Origin of the sequence: Micromonospora sp. HNM0581 (assembly GCF_012726175.1) — a bacterium.
GTDB lineage: Bacteria > Actinomycetota > Actinomycetes > Mycobacteriales > Micromonosporaceae > Micromonospora.
The window spans coordinates 118,042-137,799 of sequence record NZ_JAASAD010000008.1 but is presented as its reverse complement, the minus strand read 5'-3'; the positions used below and the strand labels follow the sequence as shown (position 1 = coordinate 137,799).

The following is a 19,758-nucleotide window of genomic DNA, read 5'->3' as shown; positions in this document are numbered from 1 at the left end:
ACGTGTCCGAGCGCCGCACCCCGCCCCCAGCACCTCGCCCTGCGCCGAACACCTCTGCGGCACCCGTCCGATCATCAACTGGGAGTCCTTCAACGGTCGCCTTCCTCGCGGCTGCCGCCGTGCTGGTGAGCATCGCGGACACGTCGAGCACGGCCACCAGCAGATCCCCGGCCAGCCGACCGGTCCGCCAGGCGTAGGCCGAACAGCAGCGGCAGGGTGAGACCCAACAGCGGTGGACCGAGGGCCAGCGGTGCGGTCAGCACCGGCACCGCGACCACGGCGGCGAGCAAAGCCAGACCACGGCCGGGTACGGCGAAGGCGAACAGCACCGCGTCCCGCCGCCACCGTCCGGGCTCCCCGTCGGGGTCACGCGCGGCGGTGACGGCAAGGGCAAGGTGGTACGGCACCAGCACCAGGATCAGGCCGATCTGCAGAGCGAACAGGGCCCCCGCGGGCACACCGGGGTGGGTGGCGAGGAAGACGACGTTGGCCCCCAGCACGGCAACGACGACGGTGGACAGCAGTGCGTGCCGCCAGAGCCGGTGCCAGTAATGCCCGAACAGGCCGAGGGTGCCGAGGAACGGCCGGGCCCGCCCGTCCGCTCGCCACCTCTGCAACGCGTGCGCCGCAGCGGCCATCGCCGGAAGCCAGGTGACGACACCCAGACACAGCAGAATCAGGGCGCAGCCGGCCAGCGCCGGGTAGGCGACGAACTCCAGCAGGCGCAGGGCGGCGCCCTCCCACCCGCCGCGGGTGGAAGCCGCCGGTCCACCCGGACGGGCGGCCGATCCAACGGCGGGCCGTACCGCGACAGCGTTCAGGCTGGCCACGGCAGCACCCCGGTCACCGGCTCGACGCTGTCGACCACGGTGACGCCGGCCAAGTCGACCCGGGTCGCCGCGACCACGCCCACCCGTGCCGGACCGCCGGCAGCCGCCGGCAGCAGGATCACCGCTGCGGCCTCGGCCCGTACCCCGCCAGCGTCGATCCTCCGGCTGGTCGGTGCCAGCAGCACGGTCTCGCCGTCGATGCCGAACCGCACCCCGAGCCCTTCGGCGCAGTCCACCGCCTCGGCGACGGGTGGCGTCGGCGCAAGCGCGGAGGAGGGTTCGATGCTGGTCAGGATTCGGGTGCTTGTGGTCGCCGGCACCTCGACCCGGATCGTGTGCAGGGTACGCACGATCCGCAGGCTCGGGGTGCTGGCGGTGGGGTTGGCCTCGATCTCCGTCGTCGTCTGGTTGACCGTGGCCGCATCCGGGGCGAACCGGCGTACGTGCGCCTGCGCCGGCCCGGAGCGCAGCACGACATCATCACCGGCCCGCTCGGCCGGCCAGTCCGAGTGCAGCAGAAAGGTCCACTCGCGAGGCTGCTCGGCGGCGAGTTCGTCGAGGATGACCAGCCGACCAGCCGGTGTGAAAACCAACGTCCGGTCCACCTGCCGGGCGCCGAGCGTCGGGTCGAACATCGCAGCCGACTCCGACGTCGCGTGTACCAGGCTGTCGGCGACGAGCACGTTCCGTAGCCGGGCCTGCCGCTCGTACGGCAGGTCCTTGTACACGTGGTAGCGATCCTCCCCCGCCCAGCCCTGCCCGTCGACCAGTACCAGGTTGTGGTGGGCGGCCCGTTTCCGGTTGCAGTAGCCGTCGTCCACCGCCAGAAACGCACCGTACGCACCGAAGACGAAGGCCCCCGCGTCGGGATGGTGGTGCCCGGCGTTGAGGGTTTCCCAGCCCTCGTCGCGACGGAACTGCTCGGCGCGCTCCCAGGCCTGGTGCCCGCCGCCGGGTGCAGCCTTGAAGCTGACGAACGCGGCGGTGTCGTGCCAGCCCGTACGGGCGGTCACCTGGCCGAGGTCGGGAAAGTGGGCGGCGGTGGCAACCGTACCGGTGGGGTCCACGGCCGGCACGGACGGGTCGTACCAGAGCAGTTCGTAACCGGCCTCCGGCAGCACGCCCGGCTTGACGCCGGAGGCGTACGCCTCCCGCCAGAAGTACCGCTCGGCGACCCGGTCGGCGAGCCAGCGGGACCGACCGTCACGGAAGGCGGCGGCGAACTTGTGGTACAGGGCGACGCTGTGCCCGGAACGGCGGTCGTGGCAGTCGCCGTGGTCGACGTTCTCCTCGAAACCGGGAGCGCACTGGTGCAGCCGCCAGTCGAAGGTCCGCTGCAGGAAACCGCCCCGCCGCCACCAGTCGATGCCCTCGGCGTGTTGCAGCAGGTCGAGGTGAACAGCAAGCCAGGGCACCCCGTAACGCCAGTAGACGACACCCTCGGAGTCGGAGCCGTCGTCGGGCATCAGGTCCAGCACGGTGCCGAGGTTGTCCCGAGCCCGGTCGCTCCACTCCGGCCGGTCGAGGACGTAGCCGGCGGCGGCGAGGCCGGCGTAGCAGATCCAGTTGTGGTTCTGCCAGTAGCTCGACGACCACCAGGAGCCCTCGGTCTCGACCGCGAAGCTGTACAGCCGCTCGCCCTGGAGCATCAGTTTGGCGCGCAGCGTCTCCGCCTCGTCGGCGGGCAGGTCGTCGCGCAGCCACGAGTACGCGAGTGACAGCCCGTGCAGCAGCCAGCCCGCGTCGAGGTCGTGGTCGGGCAGCTTCGCCTTGCCCCAGTGCGGGTACGACACCGCGATCCCGATCCACCGGCGGGCCTCCAGCAGGTAGCCGGCCTGCCCGGTGAGTCGGTACGCGAGGGCGAGGTTCATCGCCGCCGGGCCGAAGTAGGTGATGCTCGCCGTCGGATGTTCCGTCGGCGGGTTCTGTCCGCGGTACCAGTCGCACTGCTCGTACAGCCGTCGCCACTGGGCGGTGTGGGTGGTGGTGAGCGCGGCCCGCAACTGGTCGAGTCGGCCGCCGATGAGCAGGGGTTGCATCAGTTCTCCATCCGGTAGATCGAACGGAACGTCACCGTGGTCGCGTCGACGGCGGTCCAGTCGACCCAGGTGCGGACACGCTGCGGGTCGTCCGCTGGCCCCGGGCCGGGCCGGCACAGCACCACGGTGTCGGTCGAGGCGGTGTGCTGGCCGCGAAGGGTCTGGCGGCCCCGCCAGATCGTCTCCAGCGCCCCGCCGCCAGCCGCTAGTACGGTCAGGTCGACGTCGGGTCTGAGCTGGCTGGTGATCCGGGTGGCCCGGTCGGTCTCCACGGTCAGCTCGTCGATCAGCGCACCATCGTGCAGGGTCAGCTGACGGCGGGCCGACACCCCGGGGTAGGCGGTGTCGCAGCCGACGCTCACCGAACGGTCGTCGTGACCGATCAGGTACCCCGCGCACTCCGCCTGGTCGATTCCGTCGACGGAGAACGTCGGATGGGCGGCGGTGGAGGCGTAGTGCTCCCGCCAGCCGCGGTGTGCGTACGGCACCTGGCCGGGGTCGGGCTGCCAGGGGGTGTCCGCTCCGTACAGGTAGAGCGCCAGCTTGTCAAGGTGCCCGTGTGAGCCGCCGTGCGGACCGAAGTCGAGCACGGCGTGCAGCCCCGATCCGCGCAGCACCGCGTACCCGGTCTCCGGATGGACCGTCACCGGTAGCGGTCCGCTCGCTTCGGCACCGAGCAGGGGTCGCAGGTCCTGCAGTTCGTCCAGTTCGTACTGGGCGGGTGGTCGGTCGTACGGGCCGTCGTGCAGCGCCGGCAGCAGGCCGCCGGGGGTGGCCAGGGTGTCGAGCACCCCGGCCATGGCGGTGAGCCGGGACCGTACCTCCCCGGGAACCGCTACGTGGGGCAGGGCTTCCAGGGTGAGCAGGTACGCCCGCAGCACGAAACCGTGGTAGTAGGTGGAGCCCTCCCATTCCCAGCCGTCCGGCCGGACCGCCGCCAGCACGTGCTCACTCAGGCCGTGCCGGCCGCTGATCCACTCTGGCCGGCCGGAACAGGCCGCCCCGGCGGCGACCAGCCAGGCGGTGTAGTTGGAGTCGAACCGGTCGTCGGCGACGAGTGCGTCGCGGGCCTGCCCGGCCGCCGTGCCGAGCGCCCGCAGCAGTTGGGACACCTCGGCGGGCAACGGCTGACCGACTGACCGCAGCGCCCGAGCGGCCCGACCGATACTCACCGCCCAGATGGCTTCGGTCAACGCCTGGTGGAACAGCCTGCCACGCAGCATCCATTGGGCGGCACCGTCGTGCGGGGCCGCGCCGAGCGCCGCGTACTGCCGGGCGTAGGCGGTCAGCAGGTCCACTGCCGTGTGCCGGTCAGCGGCCTGCGTGGAGGTGGCGAGCGCCAGGATCTGCCGGGCGCTCGCCTGATGGGCAAGGACCGTCCAGGCTCCCCGCACCGCCGGCTCGTCGATGCGGCAGCCGTGCCGGCACCGGGCACCACCCGCCGGGAAGACACCGTCGAGCAGACCGTCGTGTTCGAGTTCCACGCCGTGAGCGGGGCAGATGTAGGCGTGCCACCAGCCGCCCCGCTCGGCGGGGAGCACCGGCGTGCGCAACGGCGCAGCCGGTGCGCCGATCACCGGAACCACGCGCCACCGTCGATGTCGATGGTCGCGCCGGTGACGTAGCTGGCCGCGTCGGAGGCGAGCCACACGACCGCGGCGGCCACGTCGTCGGGCCGACCGGCCCGACCCAGGGGCACCCCAGCGATGATCGCCTCCTGGGTCTGCGTCGGCGTGAAGGTGTCGTGGAAGGCGGTGCCGCCGATGAAGCCCGGCGCGACCGCGTTGACGGTGGTGCCGGTGCTGGCCATCTCCTTGGCGAGTCCCTTGGTCAGGCCACGTACGCCGGCCTTCGCCGCCGCGTAGACCGCCGAGCCGGCACCGCCGCCGTTCTGCGCGGCTAGCGACGACATGGTGATCAGCCGGCCGGCCGTCCCGGCGGCCCGCAGGTGCGGGATCGCCGCCCGGACGGTACGGAAGGTGCTGCCCAGGTTCAGGTCGACGACCTCGGCGTAGTGCTCGTCGGTCATCTCCGCTACCGGGCTGCGGCCGACCATGCCGCCGGCGTTGCAGACCAGGATCTCCAGGCCACCGAGGAAGCCGGTGACTTCGTCGAGGAGGTCGTTCACCTCGCCGGTACGGGTGAGGTCGGCCTGCCGGACGACGCTCTTGCGGCCCAGGGCCTCGATGGCCGCTGCTACCTCGGCGGCCGGGCCGGCGGAGTGTCCGTGGTGGACCGCGACGTCCGCTCCGGCCTTGGCCAGCGCGACGGCGATGGCGGCACCGATGCCGTGCCCAGCGCCGGTGACGAGAGCGCGGCGTCCGGTCAGGTCGAGAGTCATCAGGGTGCTCCTTCTTACTTGATTCCGGCAGTGGCGAAGCCCTGCACGAAGTAGCGCTGGGCGAACAGGAACAGCACGATCATCGGCACGGTGGCCAGCGTTGAGCCGGCCATGAGGTAGGACCACTCGGTCCGCTCGGCCAGTTGGAAGGCGGCCAGACCGACCTGGATGACCCGCAGGTCGTCGCGGGTGGTGACCAACAGCGGCCAGAGGAAGTTGTTCCAGCTGTTCTCGAAGGTGACCAGGGCGACGGTGGCGATCGCGGGTTTGACGAGCGGGGTCATCACCCGGGCGAAGATCCCGAACTCGCCCATCCCGTCGATGCGGGCCGCCTCCTCCAACTCCCGTGGCAGCGACAGGTAGAACTGCCGGAACAGGAAGATCGCGAACGGGGTGAGGGCTCCCGGGATGATCAGGACCCACCACGAGTCGAGCCAGCCGTAGCCGCCCCGGCCGAGGTAGTCGTTACCCCCGAAGAACGGCATACCTTTCGCGATCAGGTACTGCGGGACGATCTTCGTGTAGGTGGGGATCATCATCATCGCCAGGATTGCCATGAACACGACGGTCCGGCCCCGGAACGGCACCCGGGCCAGCGCGTACCCGGCCATCGTAGCCAACATCAAATTGATGGCCGTGTGCCCGATGGCGATCAGCAGGCTGTTGCGGAAGTACGTCCCGAACGGGGCGTAGTCCAGGGCGGCCTGGTAGTTGCTCCACACCCACTCGGTGGGCAGCAGCTGTGGTGGGTAGGCGGCGATGTCGGCGCGGCTCTTGAGCGACGTCAGAATCATCCAGACGAACGGCACGATCATGATGAGCCCACCGAGGCCGAGCAGCAGGTGCAGCACCCAACGGGCGTCGAACTTACGCTTCATCGCCGTCCTTTCCGGTCAGCCGACGACCGATCACCGTCAGGACGAGCAGGAAGGCGAAGAGCACCACGCTCTGCGCACAGGCCGCCGAGATGTCGAACTCACCGAACGCGGTCCGGTAGATCTCGTACGTCATCACGGTCGTCGAGTTCGCCGGGCCGCCGTCGGGGGTCAGCACGTACACCTGGTCGAAGACCTGGAACGCGTCGATCATGGAGACGATGAAGACGAAGAACGTGGCGGGTTTCAGCAACGGCAGGGTGATCGCGAAGAACTTGCGGGCACTGGAGGCGCCGTCGATGTCAGCCGCCTCGTACAGGTCGTGCGGGATGTTCTGCAGGGCGGCCAGGTAGATCAGCATCTTCAGGCCGATGCCTTTCCAGATGCTGACCAGGATGACCGCCGGCATCGCCCAGTCGGGGTCGGACAGCCAGGCCGGCCCGTTCACCCCGACCCGGTCCAACAGGAGGTTGAACAGCCCGAGGTTGGGCTCGAACATCCACATCCAGACCAGCGCGATCGCCACGGTGGCGGTGATGTGTGGCATGAAGAACGCCGCACGGTACCAGGCCAGCGCCTTGATCCGCTGGTTGAGCAGCACCGCGATGACCACCGCGATCGCCATCGCCACCGGCACGGTGAAGAAGGTGAAGACGACGGTGTGCCAGATCGACAGGTTCCAGATGTCGTCGGCGAAGATCTCGCGGAAGTTGTCCAGGCCGGCCCACTCGATGGTGCCGGCGATGACGTCGTAGTTGGTGAAGGCCAGGCCGAAGGTGGCCACCACCGGTAGGCCGATCCACCAGATCAGGTGGATGACCGACGGGGCCAGCATCAGGTACGCCGCGCGGCGGCGTTCGGCGCCGAGCCTTCGGCGGCGGCGGGGCGGGCGTGGCGCCCGACTCGCGGGCGCCACGCTCGGAGATTCGAGGGTACTGGTCATGTCAACCCTTGGCGATCGCTGCCTGGGCCTTGACCACCAGCTCGTCGAGAGCCTGCTGCGGGGTCTTCTGACCCAGCAGCGCGGACTCGATGGCCGCCTTGAAGTCGCCCCGGATCTCCAACCAGGCCGGCACCCCACCTTCGGAGTAGGCGGCGTCGAGGTTGGCCATGGCGAACTGTGCCGCCTTGTTGCTCTGCACGTACTCGGAATCCGCCAGGCTGTTGAGGGCCGGCACGTTGCCCCGCTGCTCGTTGGCGGCGAGCGATGCCTGCTCGTCGGTGAGGAAGCCGACCAAAGCCTTGGCGGCGGTCGGACGCTGGGACTTCGCCGAGACGGTGGCCAGGGTGCCACCCTGGAACATCGCGGGACGCTCGTTGGTGATCATGAAGAAGCCGATCTTGTCTTCTTTGATCAGCTCCGGAGCCTGCTCCTCGATCGCCAGCAGATGGTTGTTGTGACCCACCATCATCGCCGCCCGTCCCTGGGCCAACGGCAGGCCGGTGGCCCCGGGCTGGGTGAAGCCGAAGTCCTCGCTCTTGTCGGTACGGATGATGTCGGTCATCAGTTGCAGCGCGCCGACCGCCTCAGGGCTGTTGAAGGCCGGCTGCCCGTCGGCGGCCCACAGGTCACCACCGTTGGCCCACATCAGCGGGAGGAACGTCTGCCGCAGATCGTTGGAGAGGATGTCGACGCCGGCCCGGGTGAGCTTGCCGCTGCCGTCCCGGACGGTCAGCTTGCGGCCGATCTCCCGAAGCTCGGCGAAGTTGCTCGGTGGGGCGGCGATGCCCGCCTCGGCGAAGATGTCCTTACGGTACAGACCGAACCGGGTGTCCAGCATGATCGGCAGGCCGTAGACCTTGTCCTGGTAGATGCCGGGCTCGACCACCCGCTCGTTGTACCGCTGGGTCAGCTCCTGCCTGCTCTCGTCCAGCTCCGCCAGCGCGCCCTTCTCCGCGAAGGGCGGAATCCAGCCGACTCCCATCAGCATCACGTCGTACGGCCGGCCACCGGCGATCGAGGTGGTCAGCTTCTCGTTGAGCTTGCCGTACGAGGTGTAGTCCACCTCGACGGTGATGTCCGGGTACTTCTCCTTGAAGTCGCCGAGCTGCTTCTCCAGCACGGTCTTGCCGTCCGTGCCCTCGAAGATCGGGGTCAGCAGCCGGATCGTGCCGCTGGTCTCGTCGTCGTTGCCGGGCGCCGAACCGCCACAGGCGGTGGCGAACAGTGTCGCGACGAGCGCCACCGTCAGCGCACGCGTCCGACTCCCCCTTGTCCTGGTCATCCTGGCCTTCCCTCCCGCAGCGCGACCGCGCCGCCCTGGGTAACCGCTCACGTCGCGGTTCGGAGTGCGAGCAAGTGTTCATGCATCGATTTACCGGTGGAACGATGCAGCAAGGCTAGGAGTAGGGCGGAAGCATGTCAATGGCTGGACACGGCAGCGAAACACCGGCTTAACTGAGTAGGCCAGGAGGAGTAATCCTGCCGTAAACCCCTACACTCTGATCGTTTTGTTCCGTCTGAACCAACGGGAGAAGCTCGGCGTGAGTGGTGTGACGATCTACCAGGTGGCCCGAGAGGCTGGCGTCTCGCCCAGCACCGTGTCGAACTTCCTCAACGGCCGCCCCGGTCGGATGCTCCCCCAGACCCGGACCCGGGTCGCCGACGCGATCGACCGACTTGGCTACCGCCCGAATCGTGCCGCCCGACAGTTGCGCACCGGCCAGATCCAGGTGGTCGGGCTGATCGTGCCCTCGGTCGCCAACCCGTTCTGGGGCAACTTCGCCCGCTACCTGGAGCGGGCGGCGCTGGCCGACGGTTACCACGTCCTGCTCTGCAACAGCGAACGGGAGCCCGACCGGGAACGACGGTACCTGGAGGAACTCTGGGCCGACGGCATCCGCGGCGTCGTCCTCTGCTCGTCACTGCCCTCGCTGGACCACGTGCTGCCCTTGGTCTCCGCCGGGCTCAGCCTGGTCGCCTTCGACCGCACCGCCCAGGCCGGCGATCCCGGCTCCCTGGTCAACATCAGTGTCGACAACGTGGTGGGCGCCCACCTTGCCACCGCCCACCTGCTGGAACTCGGCCACCGGCGGATCGCGTTCGTCTCCGGATCGCTGCGTAGCGTCAACCGTCGGGAGCGGTTCCGCGGCTTCACCGACGCACTGGAACAGGCCGGAATGGATCCGACCGAGGCGATCGTCTGGTCCGGCGGCGCGGAACAGGAGCCGTACGGTGATCTCGACGCCGCCGGACTCGGTCGGGCCGCCGCGCACGAGCTGCTGCACTCCGACAAGCCACCCACCGCCATCGTCGCCATCAACGACATGTGCGCCCTCGGCATCAGTGCCGGCATTCGGGATGCCGGGCTCCGGGTGGGTCAGGACGTCTCCGTGGTCGGCTTCGACGACATCGTGCTCGCCGACCTCGCGGCACCACCCCTGACCACGGTCCGCCAACCGATCGGCGACATGGCGGCGGTCTCCTTCCGGCACCTGCGCTCCCGGATCGACGAGACCGACACCGGCCCCAGCCAGTCGCTGTTGCTTCGACCGGAACTCGTGGTACGCGCCTCGACCGGCCCGGCGCCCGACCCCAGGGAGTAGGAACACGACGATGACGACAGGCGGCGCCCCCCGGGTCAAGTCGGCAGACCGCACCGTCGAGCTGCTGGAACTGCTCGCCGCCATGCCGGACCGGCGCACCCTCGTGGAACTAGCCCGGGACCTCGGAATCCCGAAGAGCAGCATGCACGGCCTGCTCCGCACCCTGGTGCAGCGCGGGTGGGTGGAGACCGATTCCGGCGGGTCCCGTTACGGACTGGGCGTCCAGGCGCTGCGTACCGGTGCCGCCTACCTGCGTACCGATCGTGCGGTCCGGCGTCTCACCTCTGTCGTCGACTGGCTGCACCGGGAACTCGACACCAGCGTCCAGCTGGGTCGGCTCGTCGGTGGGCACATGGTCTGCCTACTGACCCGGGAGAAGGCCGACGTTCGTCCGATGCTCCGCGCGGGTTGGCCCTCCCCGGCGTACACCACTGCGATAGGCCGGGTGGTGCTGGCCCGGGCCACGAGCGATGACGTGTCACTGACACGGATGCTGCCCGCCTCGGCCGCGCTGACACCCTCGGCCCTCGACGCGCTGCAACACGATCTCGCTCGGACTGTCGAACGCGGACACGCGGTCGACATGAGACCGACCGGCCCGGAGCACGGGACCGGCGTGGCGGTGGCAGCCCCACCCACACTCGGCCCGTACGACGCGGTCGGCGTCTGCGCGGCCCCGGACGCCTTGACGGAGTCGCGGGCCAGTGAGATCGCCGCAACCGTTCGGGCGGCGATCACCGCCGGCCTGGCCGGCCGGCTCTAACAATCTTGAAATCTCGCGTTGACCCGGCAGTCATCTTCTTCTATGGTCACTCGGCACTAGTGCGACATAGTTCACATATAGGAACTCCTAGTTGAAGGATCCCTAATGAGACGAACCACCACCATCGCGCTGCCTGCCGCCCTCGTCCTCCTCGCCACGGCGACGCTCGCCGCCGCACCGGCACAGGCCGCCACCGTCCTACCCGTCACCGCCGTCACGGCCAGCTCCCACGACGGCAACGTGCCGGCGAACGTCAACGACGGCAACCTCGCCACCCGCTGGTCGGCCCTGGGCGCCGGCTCGTGGATCCGCCTCGACCTCGGCGCCAGCAAGCCGGTCGGCTCGGTCGGCATCTCCTGGTACAACGGCAACCAGCGGCAGGCCACCTTCACCGTCCAAACGTCGACCGACGCCAGTTCCTGGACGACAGTCGTGCCCCAGCGGCAGAGCAGCGGCAGCACCACCCAGCTGGAGAACTACGACTTCACCGACCGGTCGGCCCGCTACGTACGCATCGTCGGCTACGGAAACACGGCCAACGACTGGAACAGCATCACCGAAGCGAAGGTCTACGGCACCGACGGCACCGGCGGCGGCGACTGCACCGTCCCTGCCGACGTGCTCAACCTGACCAACTGGAAGATCACCCTGCCGACCGGATCCTCCGGTAGCCCGACCGAGATCAAGCAACCCGCTCTGGACAGCTTCCAGGTTTCTCCCTACTTCGTCACCGCCGACTCGTGCCAGTCGGTTCAGTTCCGCTCCCCGGTCAACGGGGTGACCACGAGCGGCTCCAGCTATGCCCGTTCGGAGCTACGCGAGATGGCGAACAACGGGTCGAGCAACGCGAGTTGGTCGTCGACCTCGGGTACCCACACCCTGGTGGTGGACGCGGTGTTCGACACACTGCCCTCGACCAAGCCACACGTGGTGGTGGCCCAGATCCACGACTCCGACGACGACGTGACCGTCTTCCGGCTCGAAGGCAGCAGCCTCTACGTCACCAACGACAACGACACGCACTACCACCTGATCACCAACAACTACCAGCTCGGCACCCGCTTCCAGGCCAAGTTCGTGGTCAGCGGCGGCCAGGTGAAGGCGTACTACAACAACGTTCTGCAGACGACCATCACCAAGAGCTTCTCCGGCGCCTACTTCAAAGCCGGCGCCTACACCCAGGCGAACTGCGCCAACTCCTCGCCGTGCAGCAGCGGCAACTACGGACAGACCCGCATCTTCGGCCTGAGCGTCACCCACTCCTGACCGCGTGCCGCCCGGGAGCCACGGCTCCCGGGCGGCCACTTCGTGTCCGCGGGTCCGCCCGCGCCCACTCGATCGACGCTGGAGCAACCCCACCTCAAACATCAACGATCTTGCATAAGTGAATGGAGGTTCGATGAGTCCGACGAAGCTGAGCCCGCACGCTGCGGTCGTCGCCGCAGCACTCGCCGCAGGCGTTCTCGCGGCACTGCCCGCTCTGACCGCCACGAAACCCGCAGCCGGTGCCCCGGCCGGGCCCCTCCGGTTCGCGGCGCCCACCGCCGTGCCGCTGACTGTCTGCGAGGTGAGCGCAAGCGGCAACGACGGAAACGTACCGGCGAACACACGCGACGACGACCTCGGGACCCGCTGGTCCGCCGACGGCGACGGCGTCTGGATTCGTTACGACCTCTGCTCGGCCGTCACGACGGGCGCGGTGACAGTGGCGTGGTACCGGGGCGACCAACGCCGGACGACCTTCACCGTGCAGACCTCAACCAACGGCACGAGCTGGACCACCGTCATCCCGACCCGGACCAGTTCGGGGGCGACGTCGCTGCCCGAGACCTACGAATTCTCCGCCGCCACCGGCCGGTACCTACGCATCCAGGGCTACGGCAACAGCCAGAACGGGTGGACCTCGATCACCGAGGTGGACATCCTCGGACCCGGCCCGGGCGGGACCGGATCGCCAACCCCACGGCCCACAGTCACCCCGAGCCCGGCACCGACGACGAGCACGCCGCCGCCCGGCGCCACGATCGTCAACGTGTCCTCGTCGGCGCAGCTCAGCGACGCGATGGCCAATGCCGCAGCCGGCCACACGATCCTGCTTGCCGACGGCGACTACTCGATCGGCAAACTCAACGGACGGCACGGCACCGCCGACGCACCAATCACGATCATGGCGGCCCGTCGGGGCGGGGCGGTCGTCACCGGCGGTCAGCTCGAAGTGCTCGACTCGTCGTACGTCACCGTCAGTGGCCTGGCCTGGCGCAACAGCAACACCTTGAAGATCACCGGCTCACACCACGTCAGACTGAGCCGTAACCACTTCCGACTAGCCGAATCCAGCTCTCTGAAATGGATCGTCATCCAGGGTGCGAACAGCCACCACAACCGGATCGACCACAACCTGTTCGAGGAGAAACGCCAGCTCGGCAACTTCATCACCATCGACGGATCGACCACCCAGCAGTCCCAGTACGACCTGATCGACCACAACCACTTCCGCAACATCGGTCCCCGCGCCACCAACGAGATGGAGGCGATCCGAGTCGGTTGGAGCGCGATCTCCCAGTCGAGCGGGCACACCACGATCGAGAGCAACCTGTTCGAGAACTGTGACGGCGACCCCGAGATCATCTCCGTGAAGAGCAACGACAACACGTTGCGGTACAACACCTTCCGCACCTCGCAGGGCACGCTGTCACTACGCCACGGCAACCGCAGTCAGGTGTACGGCAACTTCTTCCTCGGCGGCGGCAAGGCCGGTACCGGTGGCGTTCGGGTCTACGGCCAGGACCACAAGATCTACAACAACCACTTCGAAGGACTGACCGGTACGGGCTACGACGCCGCGCTGCAACTCGACGGCGGAGACGTGGACACCTCGGGCGCACTCTCCGCCCACTGGCGGGTTTACCGGGCCACCGCGGTGCACAACACGTTCGTCAACAACGTGTCGAACATCGAGATCGGCGCCAACTACGCCCACGCACCGGTCGACAGCGTCGTGGCCGACAACATCATCGTCGGCGCTCACGGCACGCTCGTCAACGAGCTGAGAACTCCCAGGAACATGACGTACGCCGGCAACATCGCCTGGCCGACGGGGGCGGCCAACGTGGGAAAGACCGTCGGAGTCCGAACTGTCGACCCTCTCCTGACGAGGCAGGGTGAGGTGTACCGGATCGCCCCCGGCAGTCCCGCGGTCGACACCGCTACGGGCAGCTACCCGTTCCTGACGCAGGACATGGACGGTCAGCTGCGGAGCGCAACCGCCGACGTCGGCGCCGACGAGTTGTCCGGCGCCGCGGTCGGTCGACGTCCCCTCACCGCCGCCGACGTCGGCGTCGACGCGTCCTGACCAGAGATGTCGGGGTCTCCTGTGATCGGAGACCCCGACACGATGGCTCGTCAGGAATGCGTGACGAGCAACTTGTACATGCTCACCTGGCCGTAGTTCGAGCTACTGCACGGCGACGAGTTGCCACAATTCGCCTGGGTGTATGCGCCGGCCTTGAAATAGTTGCCGGACGCGGAGTGCGAGATTGTCGTCTGGAGTACGCCGTTGTAGTAGACGCTGATCTTACCGCCGCTGACGACGAACTTCCCCTCGAAGACCGTATGGAGCTTGTAATTGTTGGTCACCAGTTTGTGGTGGGTGGTGTTGCCCTTGGTGATGTAGAGGCTGCTGCCTTCCAGTCGGAAGACCGTCACGTCGTCGTCGCCGTCATGAATCTGGGCTCCCACGACGTGGGACTTGTCGTTCGGAAGTTTGTTGAACGCCAGTCTGAAGGTCATGGTATGGGTACCCGAGGTAGCCGACCAGGACGCGTTCTGGGTGCCGTTGTTGGTCATCTCCCGCAGCTCGGAGCGAGCGTAGCTGGAGTTGGGCGTGGTCACACCGTTGACCGGCGACCGGAACTGCACCCCGGTGCAGGCAGCGTTCACCATGAACCAGGGGTTGACCGAGTAGGTGGCCAGCGCAGGCTGCTTGATCTCGGTCGGCGACCCGGAGGATCCGGTCGGCAGAGTGACCTTCCAGTTCTTCAGGTTGAGCTGCTGGGCGGGATGGTCGCAGGGGGCTGCGGCTGCGGCAACGCCGTTTCCGGTGATGACGGGCGTAACCAGAATTGCCATGGTCGCCAGTAGCGACGAGGCGATTCTGCGCTTACCGAGGACGTTCATGACGGGTTACTTCCTTCCGGTGGTGGTGGTGGTGGTGGTGGCCAACCGCGCAGTCAATCAACCACTGCACTCCGTCGCACTTTTCCCGCAGTGGCCCTGGCGACGGAGATTTCACAGTTGTGAACTGCGCGTAGCCGGTGCCGGGCGAGATTAGAAGACCCGACGGAAAACGTCAATGAGAGATTACGGTCCGTTCGGGTGAAGACGTGCGCGCAGCGGTCGGCGACCGACCACCGCCGATCGGATCAGCAGGCGGCGCGACAAATCTGCCGCTGCTCGCCCAGGCCCTCGATACTCACCCGCACCACATCCCCCTCACCGAGATAGGGGAATCGACCGGACAGCGCGACCCCCTCCGGCGTACCGGTGTTGACCACGTCGCCCGGCTCCAACACCAGAAACTGGCTGAGATACCACACCAGGTGGCGTACGTCGAAGACCATGTCCTGGGTGGTCGAAGCCTGCCGGGGCTCGTCATTGACGAAGCTCGCCAACGTCAGCCGCTGCGGGTCGTCGATCTCGTCGGCGGTGACCAGCCACGGCCCCAGCGGGTTGAACGCCTCGCAACTCTTGCCCTTGGCCCACTGCCCACCGGAGTCGCCCATCTGGAACCCACGCTCGGACAGGTCGTTGGAGACCGCGTACCCGGCGATGACCTGATCGGCCTCGGCGGGTGAGGCCAGATAGCGGGCCCGGCGACCGATGATCACCGCGAGCTCGACCTCCCAGTCCGTCTTCGCCGCACCCTTCGGGATGACGATGTCGTCGTACGGGCCGACCACCGTGTTCGACGCCTTGAGGAAGACGACGGGCTCGGCAGGCGGGGCGACGCCGGACTCTGCGGCGTGTCTGGCGTAGTTGAGCCCGATGCACGCCACCGTGCCGGGCCTGGCGATCGGAGCGCCTACCCGCATCCCGGTGACGTCGATCTCCGGCAGCTTCCCTGCCGACAGGGCGGCCCGGGCCCGCTCGACGCCTCCGCCGGCGAGGAAGGCACCGTCGATATCCGCTGCGGTCCCCGCCAGGTCGAAGTGGCGGCCGTCGGCGAGCAGCACCGGCCGCTCACTGCCCAGGGCACCGACTCGCATGAACCTCATGTCCCACGTCCTCTCGGCGCAGCTCGCGGACAGCGGCCCCACGTGCCCACTGGCGTCGGTCGCCGGCTCCCGCGAGCTACGCGGTAAATCGATTCACCAATGATCTCGACGAAGTTACAACCACGCTCACACCCTGTCAATCGATCATCCTCACCACTGGAGGCAGGTCGACAACACCACCGTCTCCCACCCCACCGGCGTACGCGGTCATGTGAGCAGAACAGCAGGTGGTTGCGCCATCGCTTGATCGAAGTTAGCTTAGCCTCACCTAACTCGGGCTGATGCTCAGCCACTTCCCACCCCCGGAGTAGACACATGAGGTCCCCCCTCCTTCAGGTCGGTCTGGTCGCCGCCTTCGCCGTGACCCTGACCGCATGCGGCACCGAACCGGACGGCTCGACCGAGTCCGCAGCCACGGAAGAACGCACCGTGGTCATCGAACACGCGCAGGGTTCGACCACCGCGCCGGTCAACCCCGAGAAGGTCATCACGTTCGACCTGGCCAGCCTGGACACCCTCGACGCGCTCGGCATCCCGGTGACCGGCGTCGCCAAGGGAAACCTGCCGTCCTACCTCGACAAGTACAACGGCGACGAGTTCATCGACGCGGGCACCCTGTTCGAACCCGACTTCGAGGCCGTCAACGCCGCCGAGCCGGACCTGATCATCGTGGCGAACCGTTCAGCGGAGGCGTACGGCGAACTGAGCAAGATCGCCCCCACCGTCGACCTGACTCTCGACTGGACGAGCTTCAAGTCGAGTTTCGTCACGAACACGGAGAAGCTAGGAACGATCTTCGACAAGCAGGCCGAGGTCTCCACAGCGCTCGCCGACATCGACACGAAGATCAGCACAGCCAAGGAGAGTGCCAGCGACGCCGGCAGCGGCCTGATCGTACTCACCAGCGCCGGTGAGGTCACCGCGTTCGGACCGGGTTCCCGCTTCGGCTGGCTGCACGACGAGTTCGGGGTGACGCCTGCCATCGCCGATGTCGAGGCCGCCACCCACGGCGACCCCGTGTCCTTCGAGTTCATCCTGAAGACCAACCCCGACTGGCTCTTCGTCGTTGACCGGGACGCCGCCACCGGCGAAGGAACGAAAACCGCCCAGGAGGTTCTCGACAACGAGGTCGTGGCCAGGACCACCGCCTGGTCCGACGAACAGGTCATCTACCTCGACCCGGCACCGTGGTACATCGTGATGAGCGGGCTGACCGCAGTCAACCAGATGATCGACCAGGTCACCACCGGTCTGACGAAGTGATGCGAGGCATCAGGGCGACGTCCGCGGCTCTGGCTGCGGGCGTCGCCCTGACGGCGACTCTGGCGGTGTCGAGCGTCTTCGTCGGCGTCGCCGACGTGACACCGGTCAGCCTGCTTCACGGCGGACCGGACAGCGAAGCGGCACTACTGCTGGCCGCCAGCCGGCTGCCACGCACCGTCGCGCTGCTGCTCGCTGGAGCGGCCAGTGCCATCGCAGGACTGATCATGCAGATGCTGGTCCGTAACCGGTTCGTCGAGCCGGGTACCACCGGGACCACCGAGGCCGCCGCCCTCGGCCTGCTGGTGGTCACGGTTGGCGCACCCGGGCTGCCGCTGACCGGCAAGATGGCCGTGGCCATCGGGTTCGCCCTGCTCGGCACCGCCCTGTTCCTCCTGCTGCTACGCCGCGTTCCGGTGCGTTCGGTCATCCTGGTGCCGCTGATCGGCATCATGCTGGGTTCAGTCGTCGGAGCGGTGACAACTTTCTTCGCCTACCGGCTGGATCTACTCCAGACCCTGGACACCTGGCTCACCGGAGACTTCTCCGGCGTCCTGCGGGGCCGCTACGAACTGCTGTGGGTGGCGTTCGCCGCGACGATCACCGCCTGGGTCGCCGCCGACCGGTTGACCGTCGCCGGTTTGGGCCGCGACTTCACCACGAACCTCGGCATGCACTACGGGCGTGCGCTCACCTTCGGGGTCGCGGTCGTGGCCACCGTGGCATCGGTCGTCGTGGTGACCGTCGGCGCCATCCCGTTCCTGGGGCTCGTCGTGCCGAACATCGTCCGCCTGGTCCTCGGGGACAACGCACGTCGGGCGATCCCCTGGGTGGCGGTGGCCGGGGCGGCGTTCGTACTGGCCTGCGACCTGGTGGGCCGTACGGTCCGCTACCCGTACGAGATCCCGCTCGGCGTCGTGGTCGGGGTCGTCGGCGCGGCGGTGTTCCTTTACCTGTTGTTGAGGAGCTCCGAACGTGTCCACTGACACCGTGGGTCAGGCCGCGACCGGCACGGTCCCCCACCGACGCAGACAGCAGGTCCGCGTCCGGATCCTCACCCTGACAGGCGTGGCCGTCCTGCTCGTGACCACCTACCTGTTCACCGACGTGACCGGCTCCTGGGATTACGTGGTGCAGCTCCGTGCACGCAAGCTCGCGGCGATGCTGCTCGTGGCGGTCGCCGTCGCCACGGCTACCGTCCTGTTCCAGACCGTCACGGAGAACCGCATCCTCACCCCGGCGATCATGGGTTTGGACTCGCTCTACCTGCTCATCCAGACGGTGGTGGTCTACCTCTTCGGAGCGAGCGCGCTCGTTGCCACCGAACCGACGCTGCAGTGGACGGTCGAGATCGTGGTGATGGTCCTGTTCGCCACCGCCCTGTTCAGGTGGATCTTCACCGGGGCCGGACGCAGCATCCACCTGCTGGTGCTGGTGGGAGTCCTCTTCGGCGTGCTCTTCCGGAGCGTGACCCACCTGCTGCAACGGATGATCGACCCAGCGGAGTTCGCGGTGTTGCAGGACGCCTTCTTCGCGAGCTTCAGTGTGCAGCCACAGCTGCTCGGCCTCTCCGCCGCGACGATCACGCTCGCCACCGTCGGCCTCCTACTGATCGGCCGGCAAGTTGACGTCCTCGGCCTCGGCCGAGCCCACGCGATCGGCCTCGGCGTGCACCACCGGCAGCTCGTCGCGGCCGTCTTCGCCCTCGTGGCGGTCCTGGTCGCGGTCTCCACCGCGCTCGTCGGACCGATCACCTTCCTCGGGCTCATCGTCGCCAACCTCGCCTACCACCTCATCGGCAGTCACCTGCACCGGCACACGGTCCCCGCAGCCATCCTGCTCGCGGTGATCTTCCTGGTGGGCGGCCATCTGCTTCTCGAACGGATATTCGACCTCGGCACCGTGCTCGCGGTCGTGATCGAGTTCGTCGGCGGGATCTTCTTCATCATCCTCGTCACCAGGAAGGGCGCACGGTGATAGTCCTCCAGTCGGTCACCAAGCGGTACGCGGACACCGCCGTCGTCGACGACGTCAGCATCGAACTCGGGCACCCCGGGATCACCTCCGTGATCGGCGCCAACGGCGCGGGCAAGTCCACCCTGCTGTCGATGATCGGACGACTACTGCCGATCGACGACGGCACCATCACCGTCGACGGCCTCGACGTGACCACCACCCGGGGCGCACTACTCGCCCGCCGGCTGGCGGTACTGCGGCAGGACAACCACCTCACCGCCCGGCTCACCGTACGGGATCTGGTCGCCTTCGGCCGTTTCCCGCACGGTCGGGGTCGGCTCGGCCCCGCCGACCGGGACGCCATCGACCAGGCCATCGCCTACCTCGATCTCGATTCCGTCGGTGACCGGTTCCTCGACCAGCTCTCCGGCGGGCAGCGGCAGCGCGCCTTCCTGGCGATGACGCTGGCGCAGGACACCCACTACCTTCTGCTTGACGAGCCGCTCAACAGCCTCGACCTCCGACACTGCGTACAGACGATGCGGCTGCTCCGACGTGCCGCCGACGAACTCGGCAAACGCATCGTGCTGGTCCTGCACGACATCAACTTCGCCGCAGCCCACTCCGACCGGATCGTCGCCATGCGCGCCGGACGCATCCACGCCGTCGGAACGCCCACCGAGGTCATCACGACCGCGGTGTTACGGGAGGTGTACGGCCTCGACATCGCCGTCGAGGAGTTCGGCGGTCATCCCATGGCGGTCTACCACTTGTGACGGAGACCTACACTGCAGTCGGTGTCTCGTCGTACCCGTGAAGCAGGCACCGGCAGCAACGCTCCGCCGATCAGTCACCCAACCGGACCTCCTGGTCGG

General features: G+C 68.0%; 17 protein-coding genes. 8 read left to right on the top strand and 9 right to left on the bottom strand.

Going from position 1 to position 19,758, the window contains the following annotated elements; translation table 11 throughout:
* Positions 1-89: 89 nt before the first annotated feature.
* The 7 genes from HCA58_RS12690 to HCA58_RS12660 are packed head-to-tail and all read right to left on the bottom strand — an operon-like array spanning position 90 to position 8,310.
* Entirely contained in the window at positions 90-830 is a 741-nt protein-coding gene (locus tag HCA58_RS12690; protein WP_205808465.1) for a hypothetical protein, read from the bottom strand.
* Complete coding sequence (locus HCA58_RS12685; RefSeq protein ID WP_169598002.1) at positions 818-2,869, bottom strand: heparinase II/III family protein; 2,052 nt, start codon at positions 2,867-2,869, stop codon at positions 818-820. Before HCA58_RS12685 ends, HCA58_RS12690 begins: the two co-directional genes overlap by 13 nt.
* Complete coding sequence (locus tag HCA58_RS24055) at positions 2,869-4,455, bottom strand: heparinase II/III family protein (protein ID WP_169598001.1); 1,587 nt, start codon at positions 4,453-4,455, stop codon at positions 2,869-2,871. Before HCA58_RS24055 ends, HCA58_RS12685 begins: the two co-directional genes overlap by 1 nt.
* Positions 4,443-5,210: an SDR family NAD(P)-dependent oxidoreductase gene (locus HCA58_RS12675; RefSeq protein WP_169598000.1), complete on the bottom strand. Its 768-nt coding sequence runs from the start codon at positions 5,208-5,210 to the stop codon at positions 4,443-4,445. The genes HCA58_RS24055 and HCA58_RS12675 overlap by 13 nt, the downstream gene beginning before the upstream one ends.
* 14 nt (positions 5,211-5,224) lie before the next feature.
* Positions 5,225-6,088, bottom strand: a complete 864-nt coding sequence (locus HCA58_RS12670; protein WP_169597999.1) for a carbohydrate ABC transporter permease — start codon at positions 6,086-6,088, stop codon at positions 5,225-5,227.
* Positions 6,078-7,028 carry a sugar ABC transporter permease gene (locus HCA58_RS12665; RefSeq protein ID WP_169597998.1) on the bottom strand — a complete coding sequence of 317 codons (951 nt, stop codon included), beginning with the start codon at positions 7,026-7,028 and terminating at the stop codon, positions 6,078-6,080. Before HCA58_RS12665 ends, HCA58_RS12670 begins: the two co-directional genes overlap by 11 nt.
* 1 nt (position 7,029) lies before the next feature.
* Positions 7,030-8,310 (bottom strand): ABC transporter substrate-binding protein, encoded by a 1,281-nt coding sequence (locus HCA58_RS12660; RefSeq protein WP_169597997.1) that lies wholly within the window; start codon positions 8,308-8,310, stop codon positions 7,030-7,032.
* 259 nt (positions 8,311-8,569) lie between these two features.
* Between HCA58_RS12660 and HCA58_RS12655 the strand changes: the two genes are divergently transcribed.
* The 4 genes from HCA58_RS12655 (at position 8,570) to HCA58_RS12640 (ending at position 13,746) form a co-directional block, all read left to right on the top strand.
* Entirely contained in the window at positions 8,570-9,631 is a 1,062-nt protein-coding gene (locus HCA58_RS12655) for a LacI family DNA-binding transcriptional regulator (RefSeq protein WP_169597996.1), read from the top strand.
* Positions 9,632-9,641: 10 nt separating this feature from the next.
* The gene (locus tag HCA58_RS12650) at positions 9,642-10,394 is read left to right on the top strand and encodes a helix-turn-helix domain-containing protein (RefSeq protein WP_169597995.1); all 753 of its coding nucleotides are present in this window, start codon (positions 9,642-9,644) and stop codon (positions 10,392-10,394) included.
* A 105-nt stretch (positions 10,395-10,499) separates the two neighbouring features.
* Complete coding sequence (locus HCA58_RS12645; protein ID WP_169597994.1) at positions 10,500-11,660, top strand: polysaccharide lyase family 7 protein; 1,161 nt, start codon at positions 10,500-10,502, stop codon at positions 11,658-11,660.
* 133 nt (positions 11,661-11,793) lie between these two features.
* Complete coding sequence (locus HCA58_RS12640; RefSeq protein ID WP_169597993.1) at positions 11,794-13,746, top strand: chondroitinase-B domain-containing protein; 1,953 nt, start codon at positions 11,794-11,796, stop codon at positions 13,744-13,746.
* A 50-nt stretch (positions 13,747-13,796) separates the two neighbouring features.
* Here the strand turns inward: HCA58_RS12640 and HCA58_RS12635 are convergent, their stop codons facing one another.
* Positions 13,797-14,570, bottom strand: coding sequence for a polysaccharide lyase family 7 protein (locus HCA58_RS12635; protein WP_169597992.1), 774 nt, complete (start codon positions 14,568-14,570; stop codon positions 13,797-13,799).
* A gap of 245 nt (positions 14,571-14,815) precedes the next feature.
* The gene (locus HCA58_RS12630) at positions 14,816-15,667 is read right to left on the bottom strand and encodes a fumarylacetoacetate hydrolase family protein (protein ID WP_169597991.1); all 852 of its coding nucleotides are present in this window, start codon (positions 15,665-15,667) and stop codon (positions 14,816-14,818) included.
* 315 nt (positions 15,668-15,982) lie between these two features.
* Here HCA58_RS12630 and HCA58_RS12625 point away from each other — a divergent pair, with 315 nt between their 5' ends.
* The 4 genes from HCA58_RS12625 to HCA58_RS12610 are packed head-to-tail and all read left to right on the top strand — an operon-like array spanning position 15,983 to position 19,659.
* The gene (locus tag HCA58_RS12625) at positions 15,983-16,930 is read left to right on the top strand and encodes a siderophore ABC transporter substrate-binding protein (RefSeq protein WP_169597990.1); all 948 of its coding nucleotides are present in this window, start codon (positions 15,983-15,985) and stop codon (positions 16,928-16,930) included.
* A complete protein-coding gene (locus HCA58_RS12620; protein ID WP_169597989.1) occupies positions 16,927-17,913 on the top strand; it encodes an iron chelate uptake ABC transporter family permease subunit in 987 nt (328 codons plus the stop codon). The genes HCA58_RS12625 and HCA58_RS12620 overlap by 4 nt, the downstream gene beginning before the upstream one ends.
* Complete coding sequence (locus HCA58_RS12615) at positions 17,903-18,904, top strand: iron chelate uptake ABC transporter family permease subunit (protein WP_169597988.1); 1,002 nt, start codon at positions 17,903-17,905, stop codon at positions 18,902-18,904. Before HCA58_RS12620 ends, HCA58_RS12615 begins: the two co-directional genes overlap by 11 nt.
* Positions 18,901-19,659 (top strand): ATP-binding cassette domain-containing protein, encoded by a 759-nt coding sequence (locus HCA58_RS12610; RefSeq protein WP_169597987.1) that lies wholly within the window; start codon positions 18,901-18,903, stop codon positions 19,657-19,659. The genes HCA58_RS12615 and HCA58_RS12610 overlap by 4 nt, the downstream gene beginning before the upstream one ends.
* Positions 19,660-19,758: the final 99 nt, after the last annotated feature.